General features: G+C 59.0%; 15 protein-coding genes and 1 riboswitch. Of the genes, 3 read left to right on the forward strand and 12 right to left on the reverse strand.

The features are described from left to right. Window positions 1–149: 149 nt before the first annotated feature. Complete coding sequence (locus tag ACR0MI_RS06545) at window positions 150–674, reverse strand: hypothetical protein (RefSeq protein WP_480440701.1); 525 nt, start codon at window positions 672–674, stop codon at window positions 150–152. A gap of 216 nt (window positions 675–890) precedes the next feature. Here ACR0MI_RS06545 and ACR0MI_RS06550 point away from each other — a divergent pair, with 216 nt between their 5' ends. Beyond that, window positions 891–1,370: a YHS domain-containing (seleno)protein gene (locus ACR0MI_RS06550; protein ID WP_170816780.1), complete on the forward strand. Its 480-nt coding sequence runs from the start codon at window positions 891–893 to the stop codon at window positions 1,368–1,370. Window positions 1,371–1,387: 17 nt separating this feature from the next. Here ACR0MI_RS06550 and cmk read toward each other — a convergent pair whose 3' ends face one another. Together cmk and aroA are read right to left on the reverse strand one after the other, a co-directional pair. Next, complete coding sequence (cmk, locus tag ACR0MI_RS06555; protein WP_170613437.1) at window positions 1,388–2,005, reverse strand: (d)CMP kinase; 618 nt, start codon at window positions 2,003–2,005, stop codon at window positions 1,388–1,390. Then, complete coding sequence (gene aroA, locus ACR0MI_RS06560; RefSeq protein WP_170619425.1) at window positions 2,002–3,348, reverse strand: 3-phosphoshikimate 1-carboxyvinyltransferase; 1,347 nt, start codon at window positions 3,346–3,348, stop codon at window positions 2,002–2,004. The genes cmk and aroA overlap by 4 nt, the downstream gene beginning before the upstream one ends. Window positions 3,349–3,526: 178 nt before the next feature. Here aroA and ACR0MI_RS06565 point away from each other — a divergent pair, with 178 nt between their 5' ends. Continuing rightward, entirely contained in the window at window positions 3,527–4,336 is an 810-nt protein-coding gene (locus ACR0MI_RS06565; RefSeq protein WP_170613441.1) for a hypothetical protein, read from the forward strand. 3 nt (window positions 4,337–4,339) lie between these two features. Here ACR0MI_RS06565 and trmB read toward each other — a convergent pair whose 3' ends face one another. The 8 genes from trmB to miaB all read right to left on the reverse strand — a co-directional run bounded on the left by trmB (window position 4,340) and on the right by miaB (window position 12,848). Further along, a complete protein-coding gene (gene trmB, locus ACR0MI_RS06570; RefSeq protein WP_170613443.1) occupies window positions 4,340–5,047 on the reverse strand; it encodes a tRNA (guanine(46)-N(7))-methyltransferase TrmB in 708 nt (235 codons plus the stop codon). A 130-nt stretch (window positions 5,048–5,177) separates the two neighbouring features. After that, window positions 5,178–6,359, reverse strand: a complete 1,182-nt coding sequence (gene metK / locus ACR0MI_RS06575) for a methionine adenosyltransferase (RefSeq protein WP_170613445.1) — start codon at window positions 6,357–6,359, stop codon at window positions 5,178–5,180. Window positions 6,360–6,364: 5 nt separating this feature from the next. Further along, a riboswitch (SAM-SAH riboswitch) is annotated at window positions 6,365–6,413 on the reverse strand. 42 nt (window positions 6,414–6,455) lie between these two features. Next, the gene (gene lnt / locus ACR0MI_RS06580; protein WP_170613447.1) at window positions 6,456–7,961 is read right to left on the reverse strand and encodes an apolipoprotein N-acyltransferase; all 1,506 of its coding nucleotides are present in this window, start codon (window positions 7,959–7,961) and stop codon (window positions 6,456–6,458) included. After that, on the reverse strand, window positions 7,958–8,845 hold the full coding sequence (locus tag ACR0MI_RS06585; protein WP_170613450.1) for a hemolysin family protein: 888 nt from the start codon (window positions 8,843–8,845) through the stop codon (window positions 7,958–7,960). The genes lnt and ACR0MI_RS06585 overlap by 4 nt, the downstream gene beginning before the upstream one ends. A gap of 35 nt (window positions 8,846–8,880) precedes the next feature. Continuing rightward, window positions 8,881–9,375, reverse strand: coding sequence for an rRNA maturation RNase YbeY (gene ybeY, locus ACR0MI_RS06590; protein WP_170613451.1), 495 nt, complete (start codon window positions 9,373–9,375; stop codon window positions 8,881–8,883). A 36-nt stretch (window positions 9,376–9,411) separates the two neighbouring features. Then, the gene (locus ACR0MI_RS06595; RefSeq protein ID WP_170619426.1) at window positions 9,412–10,434 is read right to left on the reverse strand and encodes a PhoH family protein; all 1,023 of its coding nucleotides are present in this window, start codon (window positions 10,432–10,434) and stop codon (window positions 9,412–9,414) included. Between the two features lie 148 nt (window positions 10,435–10,582). Further along, the gene (locus ACR0MI_RS06600; RefSeq protein ID WP_480440696.1) at window positions 10,583–11,347 is read right to left on the reverse strand and encodes an outer membrane protein; all 765 of its coding nucleotides are present in this window, start codon (window positions 11,345–11,347) and stop codon (window positions 10,583–10,585) included. A gap of 181 nt (window positions 11,348–11,528) precedes the next feature. After that, window positions 11,529–12,848 (reverse strand): tRNA (N6-isopentenyl adenosine(37)-C2)-methylthiotransferase MiaB, encoded by a 1,320-nt coding sequence (miaB, locus tag ACR0MI_RS06605; protein ID WP_480854022.1) that lies wholly within the window; start codon window positions 12,846–12,848, stop codon window positions 11,529–11,531. A gap of 120 nt (window positions 12,849–12,968) precedes the next feature. On the opposite strand from miaB, the gene ACR0MI_RS06610 reads away from it, so the two are divergent. Continuing rightward, window positions 12,969–13,832, forward strand: a complete 864-nt coding sequence (locus ACR0MI_RS06610; protein WP_170613455.1) for a glycosyltransferase family protein — start codon at window positions 12,969–12,971, stop codon at window positions 13,830–13,832. 68 nt (window positions 13,833–13,900) lie between these two features. Here ACR0MI_RS06610 and ACR0MI_RS06615 read toward each other — a convergent pair whose 3' ends face one another. Further along, the gene (locus ACR0MI_RS06615) at window positions 13,901–14,698 is read right to left on the reverse strand and encodes a phytanoyl-CoA dioxygenase family protein (RefSeq protein ID WP_170613457.1); all 798 of its coding nucleotides are present in this window, start codon (window positions 14,696–14,698) and stop codon (window positions 13,901–13,903) included. Window positions 14,699–14,767: the final 69 nt, after the last annotated feature.

A 14,767-nucleotide genomic window follows, 5' to 3' on the forward strand; every position in this document is an offset into this window, starting at 1 on the left:
AAATCGCAACAGAAAACACTCATCGTTTTGCTCCCGGCACCACATGAAACCATGGCGCGCCAGTCGTCACGGTGCTTCACATCGTCTTCAGAACGTGGGTCCCTGCGAAACAGGGCAGTATCAGGAAAAACTCCAGTTTCGGGCGCGGATCAGATTTCCTCGCCCTTCTTCAAAAGCTCTTCGATCAGGGCGCGCTGCAGGTCGGTACTGTCGCCGCCTCCAAACTCTGCCGCACCACCGGTGTATAGGGTGCCGTAGGTCGCGGCGATGTTCACGGTCTGGGCCAGCCCCGAGATCAACTGGTCTTTTCTCAGTGAAGACAACGGGTGGATGAACGCAGCCCACAAAGTGCCATTGGCGATCGCGTAACGCGCATCCAGCGTACTGTCGAAATTGGCCTGCATCATGCGCCGCAGATCATCATCCGACAGCCCCTCGGCGCTGCGGATCGGGACCATGGCGCGCATCCGATCGGCATGAATGTCTGTCACCACCAACATCGGATAATCCGCAACCGTCATCTGAAATCCGGGGCCCTGTGGTTGTGCTTCTGGGTCGAGCGCAAAGATGATCTTGCCCAGACGCTCGTAATCCATTGCCGGCTCGGGTGCCTGCCTGTCCTGAGCCGCCAGTCCCCCGGCCAGAAAAATCAGCAATACGGCTAGTCGGATCATGGCACTTCTCCTGCAGGCTATTCCTTCACAATAGAAAGCCACCTTTTCACTGGCCAAACAAAGCTTGGTGAGGAGCATTCCCGGCAAGCCCTATCTTTGAACGATCTGCAAAATCTGACGGCCTTCCTGCGATAGTTCGTACAAGAACAGCCGCCTATCTTTGTTTCAGCGGTTGGCGCACCAGCCAGCCCGAACCTGAACACGAAAGGAAATGCAATGAAAAATCTGGTCCTGACCACCCTGATCGCAACCCTGCCGCTGATCGCTGCCCCGGCCTTTGCCGCCGATGAAATCAACGTTTCGAACGGCATCTCGGCAGCGGGCGCACCTTTGGCGGCCCATGGCGTCGATCTGGTCGCGCTGGTCAATGACGGCAACCCGGTAGAGGGTTTTGCAACCCATTCCGCCACCTATGACGGGGCGTCGTATTACTTCACCAGCGCCGCGAACCGCGAAGCGTTCGAGGCCAACCCGGCCGCCTATCTGCCGCAGCATGGCGGATTCTGCTCGTATGGCGTGTCCGTGGGCAAGAAGTTCGACGGCGACCCGGATCAGTATCTGGTGGCTGATGGAAAACTGTACCTGTTCCTGAACGCCGATACCCGCGCTGCGTTCCTGAAGGACGTCCCCACCACGGCAAAAACGGCTGACGACCAGTGGGCAAGCATCAAAAGCATCGCCGTCGGCGAACTGTAATCAGGCAGCCCGCGGCACTACGGTGTCGCGGGTCGCCTTTGTTTGATGACCTCTATGGCCTGTTCCAATGCAGCTTCGATACTCAGATCAGAGGTATCGAGCAGAACCGCGTCATCTGCGGGCCTCATCGGCGCCGCGCTGCGTTCCGCATCCCGCGCGTCACGCTCCCGTACATCCGCCAGGACCTGATCGCGTGTGACATCAGCCCCTTTTGCGCTGAGTTCAAGATAGCGACGCTCTGCTCGCACCTCGGCACTGGCGGTGACGAACAGTTTCACTTCCGCCGCCGGACATATCACGGTTCCGATATCGCGGCCGTCCAGCACGGCCCCTCCCGCCCGGCGGGCAAAGGTGCGCTGGAAATCCACCAACGCGGCGCGCACTTCGGGGATCACCGCAACTTTCGAGGCCGCCTGTGCAATCTCGGCCGTTCGCAGATCACCCTGAGCCAGTTCTTCAGCGGTCAACGCAAGCGCCGCCGCAACCGGGTCCACACCAACCAGCGTGTGCCTGCCCACGGCACGATACAGCAGCCCCGTGTCCAGATGCGCAAAGCCAAAATGTTCAGCGACACCTTTGGAAATCGTGCCCTTACCCGCCGCCGCAGGACCGTCTATGGCGACCGTAAAACTCATGTACGCTCGACCTTCGCCCCCAAGGCCGCCATAAGTGGTTCGAAAATCGGGAATGAGGTCGCGATTGGGCCGCCGTCATCGACAGATACCGGAGATTTCGCACCCATGCCCATGACCATAAAGGACATGGCAATGCGGTGGTCGAGAAAGCTCTCACATGTGCCGCCGCCTGGGACGTTACCGATGCCGAGGCCCTCGACCGACCACCAGTCGTCGCCCTCGTCCACTGTCACGCCATTGGCGCGCAGCCCGCGCGCCATGGCGTCGATGCGATCGCTTTCCTTGACGCGCAGTTCCTTGACGCCGCCCATCATCATGGTGCCGGTGGCATTGGCCGCTACCACAGACAGCACCGGGTATTCGTCGATCATCGAGGCCGCGCGTTCCGGTGGCACGTTGATGCCCTTCATGTTGGGTGAATATTTGGCGCGCAGATCGGCGACTGGTTCGCCGCCCTCTTCGCGCTCATTCTCATATGTCAGGTCTGCGCCCATCTCGCGCAAAGTCGTGAACAGCCCCGCACGGGTCGGGTTCAGACCGATACCCGGAACCAGTACGTCAGAACCGGGCGTGATCAGCGCCGCGCAAACCGGGAAGGCCGCGCTGGACGGATCCCGCGGAACGGCAATAACCTGCGGCTTCAACTCGGGGCGACCGGTCAGCGTGATCACGCGACCCTCGTCCGTGTCCTCAACCGTAATCTCCGCTCCGAAACCGGCCAGCATCCGTTCGGAATGGTCGCGGGTGGCTTCTTTTTCGATCACCACGGTCTTGCCCGGTGCGTTCAGACCGGCCAGCAGGACGGCCGACTTGACCTGAGCCGAGGGGACGGGAACTTCGTAGCGAACCGGCACTGGCTCGGCCGCGCCCACGATTGTCATCGGCAGACGCCCGCCGGAACGACCGACAGATTGCGTGCCAAACAGCGCCAGCGGATCGGTGACCCGCGCCATGGGACGCTTGTTCAGGCTGGCGTCGCCGGTAAAGGTCGCGGTGATAGGCGACGTCGCCATCGCCCCCATGATCAGGCGCACTCCGGTGCCCGAGTTGCCGCAGTCGATAACCTGATCGGGCTCGGCAAAGCCGCCAACCCCGACGCCATGCACGGTCCATTCGCCGCCGCCGTGATCCGTGACTTCGGCCCCAAAGGCCCGCATGGCCTTGGCGGTGTCCAGAACATCCTCGCCCTCCAGCAAACCCGAAATTCTTGTTTCGCCAACCGCCATCGCGCCCAGAATCAGCGACCGATGCGAGATCGACTTGTCGCCGGGCACCTCTGCCGTGCCGGTCAGCGGGCCGCAGGGATGCGACGTCATCGGGATGGGCGTTCCGTGTCCGGACATGGGGTCTCCTTTTGCGCTATCAGTGCTCAAGCCGATTAGCGAATTGGGGCCGGTTGGTCCAGCGGCAATGCGACCGCAAGATTGAACAGAATTTGGGGCATCAGCAAGTTTCAGGCTATTGTGGCGACATTTAGGACGCATTCGTTTTGATTCACACAAATCACTCCGAGGTCTAATCATGTCACAGCTTCGATCCATGCTTTCCAAGGGAACCGAAACCTACTTTCAGCCCGAAGACCCCTTGAAGACTGACAGTGTTCTGCAGATGCGCCTGGCCTTTCTGGTCGGGTTGGTCGCCTTCGGCCTGCCAATAATTCTTGCCAGTGGCGCAATATTTGGCGGCAGCTGTTTTCGTGACAGCATCAGCCACTTTTATTACGCCCAGTTTCTGGGGGCGATTTTTGTCGGATTACTGATATTCATCGGTGGTTTTCTGATCGCTTATACCGGTGACCACTGGCTTGAGGATCTTGGGTCCTTTATTGCCGGATTAGGTGCCTGCTTTGTTGCGGTATTCCCGACAAGCGGGTCTGGCTGCGAAGAACCGGTCAGCTTCCAGTCGCGTATTTTTGCCGATGTGAACCAAACACCGCCACCGGTCTTGTCTGACCCCGATCCCGAAGCATTTTTCACGCTGTTTTCCGGTGCCCCGCATTTGCATGCCTGGTCTGCCGGTATCTTGTTTATCTATCTGGGCCTTTATTGTCTGTTTGTTCTGCGCCGCGTGGTTCCCGAGCGTCACATCAAAAACGGTCAATTGATCGAGACAAAAAGACGGCGCAACACGTTGTATACGTTGTGCGGCATCACGATCCTGCTGTGTGTTCTGGTGCTGGGAATTATCGCGTTTTCCGGCGAAGGCGCCCAGAGAGGGTGGAAGTCCCACAATCTGACCTTCTTTGTGGAAACCATCGCGCTTTGGGCGTTCGGGCTGGCGTGGTTTGCCAAAGGCAGGGCCTTTCCCAACCTGCGGGACCCCGCGCCTTAGCGCTCAGGTTTTGCGGAACGTCAGGTAATGCGGTGTACGCCCCTCCCGCAGGGCTTTTTGTTCATACCGGGTGGAAATCCAGTCGTCCCATGGCGTACGCCAGTCCTGCGGGCGTTCCGCCAACCATTCGAAACCGGCGCGCGGAACTTCCTCGAGTGTCTGCCGCACAAAGTCCGGAATGTCGGTCGCCACGCGAAAAATCGACCCCGGCTTGAGGGTGCGCGCCAAGGGTTCCAGATGTTCAGGCGTGACGAAGCGGCGGCGGTGGTGCCGGGTTTTCGGCCACGGGTCCGGGTAAAGCAGAAAGGCGCGCGAGATGCTTGCCTCGGGCAGCACGTCGAACAAATCACGCGCATCGCCGGGATGGATGGCGAGATTCTCAACCTCGGCCCGGCGAATTTTCCCCAGCAGCATAGCAACGCCGTTAATGTAGGGCTCGGCCCCGATGATGCCGACACCGGGGTTGTTTTGGGCCTGATGAACCAGGTGTTCACCGCCGCCAAACCCGACTTCAAGCCAGACGTCCCGGCCGCCAAACAGCGCCTGCAAGTCCAGAGGGTTCCGTTCGGGGTTGGTGTCCCAGTCAACCGCACCAGGTGACAATGCTGCGAGGTCTTCATTCAGATAGGTCTTTTGGCTGGGCTTCAGGGTCTTGCCCTTGAAGCGGCCATAGAAGTTTCTGCGCGGGCGTTGCGGGGTCTCGGTGCTCATGGCGGTGCCCATACTGCCCGCGCCCGGGCATTGCAAGGGTCAGAGGGCGAAGGCCAGACCCTACACCCCCGAGGTGTCTTCAAACAAAAAAGAACGCGCCCTGATGGGCGCGTCCCCCGTTAATTTCCGGTCAGACCGCGGCTTTCAGCGCATCCACCAAGTCGGTGCGCTCCCAACTGAAACCGCCATCCGCCTCCGGCTCGCGCCCGAAATGGCCGTAGGCTGCGGTGCGTTGGTAGATCGGTTTGTTCAGTTCCAGATGCGTCCGGATACCGCGTGGCGTCAGGTCCATGACCTGCCCGACGGCATTTTCTATCGCTGCATCCTCGATCTCGCCAGTGCCGTGAGTATCGGCATAGATAGACAGGGGTTTTGAAACACCGATCGCATAGCTCAACTGGATTGTGCAGCGCTCGGCCATTCCGGCGGCAACGACGTTTTTGGCCAGATAGCGCGCGGCATAGGCTGCCGAGCGGTCGACCTTGGTCGGATCCTTGCCCGAAAACGCCCCGCCCCCATGCGGCGCAGCGCCGCCATAGGTGTCCACAATAATCTTGCGACCCGTCAGCCCCGCATCACCGTCCGGTCCGCCAATGACGAATTTACCCGTGGGGTTAACGTGCCATTCTGTGTCAGCCGACAACCAGCCTTCGGGCAGGGTTTCCCGGATGTAAGGTTCGACAATGGCGCGGATGTCGTTCGAAGACAGCGCCTCGTCCAGGTGCTGTGTCGACAATACGATGGAACTGACGCCGACCGGCTGGCCGTCGCGATAAATCACCGACAGTTGTGATTTTGCATCCGGCCCAAGCGCAGGCTCGGTGCCATTTTTGCGAACCTCCGCAAGACGACGCAGGATCGCGTGCGAGTACTGGATCGGTGCAGGCATCAGCGCAGGCGTTTCCGTGGTGGCATAACCGAACATGATCCCCTGATCACCGGCGCCTTCATCCTTGTTGCCCGACGCATCCACGCCTTGCGCGATATGCGCGGATTGTTCGTGCAGCAGGTTGGTGACTTCGACCGTTTCGTGGTGAAACTTGTCCTGCTCGTACCCGATATCCTTTACGCAGGCGCGCGCGATCTCGTCGATACGGCCCATATATTCGTGCAAACGGTCCTGATCTGAAAGACCGACCTCGCCTCCGATTACAACTCGATTGGTCGTCGCGAATGTCTCGCAGGCGACACGCGCTTCGGGTTCTTCGTTCAGAAATGCATCAAGCACAGCATCGGAGATGCGGTCGCAGACCTTGTCCGGGTGCCCTTCGGAAACAGACTCCGAAGTAAAGGTATAGTTTTGTCGGGACATGAAAGTGCTCCATTAAGATTTCCCCATCACGCCAGGAAGCCGTTGTGACAGGCATCAGGATGCATAAATCGCCCGGCCAGAAGGGTCAATCCGCATTTATGATCCGGCCCGCCTGGCAAGCAGCCAGGACACCGAAAACATGGCCAATAAAGCCAAAAGCACCGGACTATCCCCAATGCGCGAATAAAAAGTTTCCGTCAGGGGGGCCGGTAGCCGTGCATCCACGTAGCCTGCCTTCCCCAGGGGCAATGCACTTGTGATGCGCCCCAGCGGATCAATCATGGCCGATACTCCGGTGTTGGCCGATCGCATCATCGGCAGGCCCGTCTCAATCGCGCGCATCTGGGCCTGCGCCAGATGCTGGTAAGGGCCGGATCGTGTTCCGAACCACGCGTCGTTGGTGATTTGCAGCAGGTAATCCGCGCGCCCCGGGGCCGACAGGACGTCCTGAGTAAACACCGCCTCGTAACAGATAAGCGGCAACGCCCGGCCGAGCATGCCCGTATCCAACAGGGCTGGCCCGGGTCCGGAACTGAAACCGTTGCCCGTAGTCGTGGCCATGCCGTGAATTCCGAAACGAGCCATCAGATTCCCGAAAGGCACATATTCCCCGAATGGCGCAAGGTGATGCTTGTCATACAGCCCCTGCTGCTGGCCATCCTGATCCAGCAAGATCATGGAATTGTAGATACGGGCGCCATCACTGCGCTGGATACCCAGAACAACCGGGACACCCTGGGCGGCATCTGCGACGGCGTTCAGATAAGGTTGCGCCCCGCTCAGCCACGCCGGTACGGATGTTTCGGGCCAGACAATCAGATCGGGGCGCGGTTCAGCGGCAGTAAATTCTACCTGCCGCGCAAAAAACAGCGGCGTGAAATCCGGATCCCATTTCTGGTGTTGCGGTGCATTGGGCTGCACCAAACGCACGACGTGATCGGTGTCAGTCACATTGGGCCTGCTGAGCGCATATACCCCGGCCAGAATCGCAAGCCCAGCCGTCATCGCGATTGGCACTGCCTGGTACCGAGTGTCTTCGCGCTTGGTCAGGCCCGCGCCCAAAGGCAGGGTGGCAAAAAGAGTCATCGCGCCCAAGCCGTAAGGCCCGATCAGCGACAGCAGTTGCGCCACAGGTGTACCGACCCATATCTGCGCCAGCCCTGCCCAGGGAAAACCTGTGAGCACATATCCGCGTGCCAGTTCCACCAATGAAATTGCGGTCGCCAGCAAACACGCCTGCAAAATCGCCGGAGCGCCGGGGTGCCGCGAGACACGAAACGCCAAAGCCCAGAACAACGCCAGCCCGCCGGCCAGGAATACCAGCGCAAAGGGCGCCATCCAGGCGTGGCGCGCGGCGTCAACCTGAAACGGCTCGACAATCCAGGACAGCGCGTGCGCGAAATAGCCGGTGCCAAAGGCCCATCCCATCCAACAGGCGCGCGCCTTTGTTTCTGTTGTCAGAAACAAAGGCGCGATCAATATCAGGGCAACCAGAGTTGCCAGCCAATATCCGAACGGCGCCAGGCCAAACGCGGCCAGCGCCCCAAGCAACCCGGCCAGCGCCACCCTCAACAGGAAGGGCCAGCCTTTGGCAGGGTTCATGCAACCTGATCCGGCAACATGACACGCAAACGCTTGATGCGCCGGGGATCGGCGTCGATGACTTCGAACTCGGGGCCTTCGGGGTGCAGTACGACCTCTCCCCTCGTCGGGACGCGCCCGGACAACATGAAGACCAGACCGCCCAGCGTATCGATCTCTTCTTCATCGACATCTTCGTGGCTGGTCAGCGAACGTCCGATTTCGGCCTCGAAATCCTCAAGCGGGACCTTCGCCTGAACGACATAGCAGCCGGGCTTCTCCTGAACCCACAACTGACTTTCATCGGCATCATGTTCGTCGGCGATCTCACCCACAACCTGTTCGATCAAGTCTTCGATGGTCAGCAGGCCATCAACCCCACCGTATTCGTCGATCACCAGCGCCATATGGCGGCGCTCCGTCTGCATCTTTGTCAGCAGAACCCCGATCGGCATCGATGGCGGCACAAAAAGAAGCGTGCGCAGCATCGACACAAGGTCAAATTCAGCCGACCCGCCGTTGAACCCGTGGGTCAGAGCAAAATCCTTGAGGTGCACAAACCCCAAGGGCGTATCCAGGGTCCCGTCGTAAACCGGTATCCGTGACAAGCCGCTGTCACGAAACAGCTGCGCCAGTTCATCCTTGCTGATCGTTGACGGGACCGCGACGATATCCGCCGACGGGATTGCAACATCCTCGACCCGCATACGGCGAAGGTTGATCATGCCGCGGGGCTGAATCATGTCGGTGTCATGTCCGTTGGCCACGCTAGCGGTGTCGTCACTCTGCGATGTAAATGCATCCACGATCCGGGAAAAAAGTCCGGATTTATCTTTACTTTCAATGTTGCCATCCTCTGGTTGCGCGCTTTGCGCCGCCATAGAACTGCCGTCTGTATCGCCCATTATCCTGTTCCAACTGTGCGGGCCCGAGGCCCCATTCATACATTATATGGGTCATCAATACCCATTTTGCCAAGTATCTCGACCTCGACCGCCTCCATCAAAGTGGCGTCAGGGTCACGAATGTGATCATACCCCAGCAAATGCAACACACCGTGAACGATCAGATGTGTCACGTGATCGCCCATGGATTTGCCCGCCTCTGCGGCCTCACGCTCGCAGGTCTCGAAGGCTATGGCGATATCCCCCAGCACGATCTCACCCGTGAAGTCCGGACTTGGTTGCGCGGGGATTCCGCCTGGGTCCGCCGGTGAAAGATCCTCGGCGGGCCAGCTCAGCACGTTTGTCGGCACCGGCTTTCCCCGAAATTCCGAATTCAGATCGGCAATTCGGGCGTCATCACATCCCAGCAGGCTGATTTCACACTCATCGGACTCAAGCCCGCAATGGGTCAGAGCGCCAATGATCGCCCTTTGGGCCAAATGCTCCAGCCCTGACCAGCGTGCGTCTTCGACCGTTATTTCCAGGTTCATGCCTTTCACCCAATGCCTGTGCAGCGGGCGCCTAGGTCACTCTGTGTCCCGGCCCGCGTCGGCCTCATACGCTTCGATGATGGCGGCGACAAGCGGGTGGCGGACAACGTCCTTGGAAGTGAAATAGTTGAAACTGATGTTGGGAATCGACTTGAGCAGCCGTTCCGCATCTCGCAAACCCGACTGAACACCGCGCGGCAGGTCCACCTGAGACCGGTCCCCGGTGATAACCATGCGGCTGCCTTCGCCCAGTCGGGTCAAAAACATCTTCATCTGCATGGTGGTCGCGTTTTGCGCCTCGTCCAGCACTACAAAGGCATTGGCCAAGGTACGCCCCCGCATGAACGCCAGCGGTGCGATTTCGATTCGCTTTTCCTCGATCAGCTTGGCCAGTTGCTTGCCGGGCAGGAAATCATTCAGTGCGTCGTACAGAGGCTGCATGTAAGGATCGACCTTGTCCTTCATGTCGCCCGGCAGATAGCCCAGCTTTTCACCGGCCTCGACTGCGGGTCGGCTGAGGATGATCCGGTCGACCTGCCCGCCGATGAACATCGACACCCCGGCGGCAACAGCAAGGTATGTCTTGCCGGTTCCCGCTGGCCCGATTCCAAAGGCCAATTCGTTGTTGAACAACGAGCGGACATAGGCTTTTTGGGCATCAGTGCGCGGTTCGACCAGCTTTTTGCGCGTCTTGATCTCGACAGTGCCGCCTTTGAACATTTCAAGCTGATCGCCGTCGCGCGTTCCGGTCTCGGCCTCGGAATTGCCCATGCGCAATTCCCGGTCGACATCGGCCGGCATGACCTCGCGCCCGCCTTCCAACCGGGTGTACAGGGCCTGTAGCACCTCCAGGGCCTGCTTTTGCGCATCTTCATCGCCCATTACGACCAATTGATTTCCCCGGCGCACGATCTGAACAGAAAGCTTCTGTTCGATATCGGCCAGATTGCGGTCATATTCGCCGCATAGATCAATCAACAGTCGGTTGTCGGGAAATTCAACAAGCGCCTCGTTACGGGGCATGTCATTTTGCGGTGGGGTCAGGGCACCGATGGCCAATCCGTTCTCCTGTCTTGGCGTTTCAAAATCAGCGTAGACAACAATTCTTGTCGGGCGCAAGACAGAGTTTCAAATTTTCCCCCACGCATTGCAAAAGCGCCGCCGACCGTCCCCTTGCGCCTTGGGTCGCGTTTGGTGGAATGCGCCCTCAGAACCGGTAATTCAGACCGAACCGAAGCCCCTGGTACTTGGGCGTGGATTTTGTGGAAAAGCCCGAGTCGAACGTCACGTCTTTCGACTGGAACTGAACAAATTCATATTCACCGGTAATCGACCAGTTATCGGACAGGGAGTGCTCTGCCCCGACACTGACCGAGAACCCGCCGCGCTGGTCGCTTTCCTCAAAGGACTGAATGCGGGATACGGGGCCAAAGCTGTTGGAGGTGGTCACATCGCCCTGCACGTACCCGAGGGACACAAAATACAGAATATTTCCGCCCCGGTTTGTCACGCCATTACGAAACCGGACTGACAGGATATCGGAAATTTCGGAGCTGCCCGTGACGGCAGCGGACCCAACTTGAGTGGAAACACTGTCTTCCAATGATCCGAAATCGTACCCGAGCTCTAACCCGTAGACATAGTTGCGCCGACCGCTAATAGGCAGGCTGCCGCGCCACCCGCCCCGAATTCCGCCATAAGAACCGCTCAGGGTGAGATCGCCGACAGTCCTGGTACCAGCAGGAGTTCTGAGGCCAAACCTGTCATCCCCCTCGCCCCCGTATCCGGCGCTGAGCCCGAGGTAGAACGCGCTGACATCATCGCCGTACCGTTTTGCGCTGATCACTTCAGCATCAGCAACATCGCCGTTGCGATCGCTGGCGGGGCTGGAACCGGCTTGAAACACCATCAAAAGGGCCAAAGGCAATGCTGCCCAAAACCTGGGTGAAACCGAATGTGCTCGCTTTTTCACTCGTACCCTCCTTTGCGCCGAACGAACCATCGGACCAACGCATATCCGCTCCAAAAAGGCGCGTGGGAACCGCCCCAAGGAAAGACTGGGTTTCCTCGACCATAGTTCGCAACGATAAATCAAGGGTAAATTTTGGAAACAAACACCAGTTATGGTGTCTGCGCCATGGATTACGACGGCCTCAGATCACTTCGCCCGCAAGCGAGTTTGCACCGGATTCGGTGATCAGCACGTCCCTCAGATCGCCCGCCATAATATCGGTGCCCGTAACGTGAACCGAATGCAGATACTCGGATTTTCCGACCATCTGGCCCGGCAAACGCCCTGGTTTTTCAAACAAAACCCGTACTTTTCTGCCGACCATGTCATCCTGGATCTCGCGCTGATGGCGGGTGATCAGCGCCTGCAGACGCTGCAGACGATCATCCGCCGCTTGCGGGTCGACCTGTTGCCGCTCGGCGGCCGGTGTGCCGGGGCGCGTCGAATACTTGAAAGAATAGGCATATCCATACCGGACCTGCTCGACCAGTTCCATGGTCTCCTGGAAATCCTGTTCGGTTTCCTCCGGAAAGCCCACGATGAAATCGCCGGACATGACGATATCCGGCCGCGCAGCGCGGATACGTTCGATCAGGCGCAGATAGCTTTCGGCGGTATGGCTGCGGTTCATGCGCTTGAGGATCCTGTCCGATCCCGACTGCACTGGCAGGTGCAGATACGGCATCAGCTTTTCGCAGGTTCCATGCGCCTCAATCAGGTCATCCGCCATGTCATTGGGGTGCGATGTGGTAAAGCGAATACGCTCCAGCCTGTCGACCTTGTTCAACTCCCAGATCAGGTCGGCAAGCGACACATCCCCGTTCGGGCCCGCACCGTGATAGGCATTGACGTTCTGTCCCAGCAGGGTGATTTCGCGCACGCCGCGGTCAACCAGATCCTGCGCCTCGCGGATGATACGGTCCGCAGGCCGGCTGACTTCGGCCCCCCGCGTGTAGGGAACAACGCAGAAGGCACAGAACTTGTCGCAACCTTCCTGAACGGTCAGAAATGCAGTTGGCCCACGGCTGGCCTTTGGACGGTTCTTGAGCTTCTCGAACTTGTCCTCTTCCGGAAAATCCGTGTCCAACGCCTTTTCGCCCGCGCGGGTCTTCGCCTCCATCTCGGGCAGGCGGTGATAGCTTTGCGGCCCCACAACCAGATCGACCAGAGGCTGGCGGCGCATGATCTCTTCACCCTCGGCCTGGGCGACACAGCCCGCAACGCCAATCTTGAGATCGGGTTTTTCGGCCTTCAGCCCCTTGAACCGGCCCAATTCGGAATAGACCTTTTCGGCGGCTTTTTCCCGGATATGGCAGGTGTTCAGCAGGATCATATCCGCGTCGTCCGGGCTTTTGGTTTCGACATAGCCCTTCCCACCCAGAGTTTCGGCCATACGCTCGCTGTCGTAGACGTTCATCTGGCAACCATAGGTCTTGATGTACAGCTTCTTGGGTTCTGACATGAAAACGGCCTTTGCATTCGCGGGATCGGCGTCGTCTATACCCATAGAACGCCGCTTGCAATGCCGACGCGATTAACCGATTTTGGCCGGCAATTCCAGCACGGCGGATCAAGACAGGCGATGCACTACAAGACCCTCGACACATTTCTGCAGTCCGGCAGCGCCGCCCTCGCCAAGGGACCCGTTGCCCTGATCATCGCCGAGGACGACGTCGAACTTGACGGAACCATCCGCCACCATCTGAACCTTGGCTTCAAATCCCTGATCGCTTTGATGCCGCCGGAGTTTCAACTGGACCCGGAACTGTCCGAACGCATTCACCGGGTGGATCAGACCTGCGCGCCAAGAACCGTTGTCTTTGACGCCCTCAATCGGATCATCCAGGCCGCGCCGGGGTTGTGGCTGTACTACTGCTACAACGCCGAGTACCTGTTCTTTCCGTTTTGCGAGACCCGAAGCATCGGCGAAATGCTGACGTTCCACACCGAAGAGCGCCGCAATGCGATGCTGTGCCACGTGATCGACCTTTATGCCGAGGACCTGACCGTATATCCCAACGGTGTCGCCCCCGATCACGCCATGCTGGACCGAACCGGATACTACGCGCACGCCCGCCACGATGCTGACGGACATCCGCTTGAACGCCAACTGGACATGTCAGGTGGCCTGCGGTGGCGGTTCGAGGATCACATCCCCTACGAACGCCGCCGCATTGACAGGATTTCCTTGTTCAAGGCGAAAAAGACCCTGACGCTTCTGCCGGACCACAGCTTTAACGAGGCGGAATACAACACGTATTCGTGCCCCTGGCATCATAACCTGACGGCCGCGATTTGTTCCTTCCGCGCCGCCAAGGCCCTTAAAAGCAATGCCGGTTCCACATTCGATATCCCGACCTTCCGCTGGCAGAATTCAGTGCCGTTTGAATGGACCTCGCAGCAATTGCTCGATCTGGGCCTGATGGAATCGGGACAATGGTTCTGACAAGCTTTTCGTCTGTTTGAAAATGCCGCAGTGGAAGCGCGGCATTGTGGCGATGGGGGCAGAGTCCCCTACCGCTGCAACAAGACCGGAAACCAGTCTTCGCGCAGACGTTGCCCCGGCTGCATGTCATGCCCCGGAAACGGGGGCGAAGTCCGGCCCGGGCGCTCGACATAGCGTGCGTCGTCACCGACCAGCCGCAACGAAAACGCCCGGCGGCGGCTGTCCGACTGATTGCCCCGCGCTCCATGCAGTGTGCGGTAATTGAAGGCGACCGCATCTCCCGGCTCCATCTCGAACTCGACGATCCGCATGCCTTCGGCATCCGGATCGGGCACGGGGATGTACTGGCCTTCATCCGCAAAGAACCCTTCCTCGGAAACCCATCGTGTCGGCAGGACTTCTTTTTCCCACCGGTGCGACCCGGCAACGCAGCGCAAGGTTGCCTGCTTGACCGGATCAAGTGGCGACCAGAAGCTGATCGTTTGCTGGCCATCAACAAAGTAATAGGGACCATCCTGGTGCCATGGGGTCGCCATCGAGGTGCCTGGTTCCTTGACCAGCACGTGATCATGAAACATCTGAACACTGCGCGACTGCATCAAGTCTGCAGCCACCTCGGCAGCCGGCGAGTTGCGGATCACGTCTTCAAACTGTCCGATTCGCGACCAGTTGCAGTAATCGTCAAAAAACAGTCCGGTCTCGCCCCGTTTATGGTTGTCGGACGCATACGGTCCAGGCTTGGCCATGTTTGCGGCCACCCCGTCGCGCAGAGCCTCTACGTGATCGGCAAATAGGCCTTTGATCAGGACCACGCCGTCTTCCTGAAAGGTGTCAATCATTTCCTGTGTAACAAGGGGGTGTGTCATCTCGGTCTCCGTGCGTTCCCTGCCCGATCTGCACATGAAAATTAATTCTGTTCAAATAATATCTTTCGA

Source organism: Ruegeria sp. D4, assembly GCF_056534475.1.

Coding starts and splice junctions, on each gene's coding strand:
- ybeY (WP_170613451.1), bottom strand. CDS start 9,375: ATGAACCTGGAAATAACGGTCGAAGACGCACGCTGGTCAGGGCTGGAG.
- ACR0MI_RS06585 (WP_170613450.1), bottom strand. CDS start 8,845: ATGGGCGATACAGACGGCAGTTCTATGGCGGCGCAAAGCGCGCAACCA.
- cmk (WP_170613437.1), bottom strand. CDS start 2,005: ATGAGTTTTACGGTCGCCATAGACGGTCCTGCGGCGGCGGGTAAGGGC.
- ACR0MI_RS06545 (WP_480440701.1), bottom strand. CDS start 674: ATGATCCGACTAGCCGTATTGCTGATTTTTCTGGCCGGGGGACTGGCG.
- miaB (WP_480854022.1), bottom strand. CDS start 12,848: ATGTCAGAACCCAAGAAGCTGTACATCAAGACCTATGGTTGCCAGATG.
- trmB (WP_170613443.1), bottom strand. CDS start 5,047: ATGAGCACCGAGACCCCGCAACGCCCGCGCAGAAACTTCTATGGCCGC.
- ACR0MI_RS06550 (WP_170816780.1), top strand. CDS start 891: ATGAAAAATCTGGTCCTGACCACCCTGATCGCAACCCTGCCGCTGATC.
- ACR0MI_RS06610 (WP_170613455.1), top strand. CDS start 12,969: ATGCACTACAAGACCCTCGACACATTTCTGCAGTCCGGCAGCGCCGCC.
- ACR0MI_RS06565 (WP_170613441.1), top strand. CDS start 3,527: ATGTCACAGCTTCGATCCATGCTTTCCAAGGGAACCGAAACCTACTTT.
- ACR0MI_RS06615 (WP_170613457.1), bottom strand. CDS start 14,698: ATGACACACCCCCTTGTTACACAGGAAATGATTGACACCTTTCAGGAA.
- metK (WP_170613445.1), bottom strand. CDS start 6,359: ATGTCCCGACAAAACTATACCTTTACTTCGGAGTCTGTTTCCGAAGGG.
- lnt (WP_170613447.1), bottom strand. CDS start 7,961: ATGAACCCTGCCAAAGGCTGGCCCTTCCTGTTGAGGGTGGCGCTGGCC.
- aroA (WP_170619425.1), bottom strand. CDS start 3,348: ATGTCCGGACACGGAACGCCCATCCCGATGACGTCGCATCCCTGCGGC.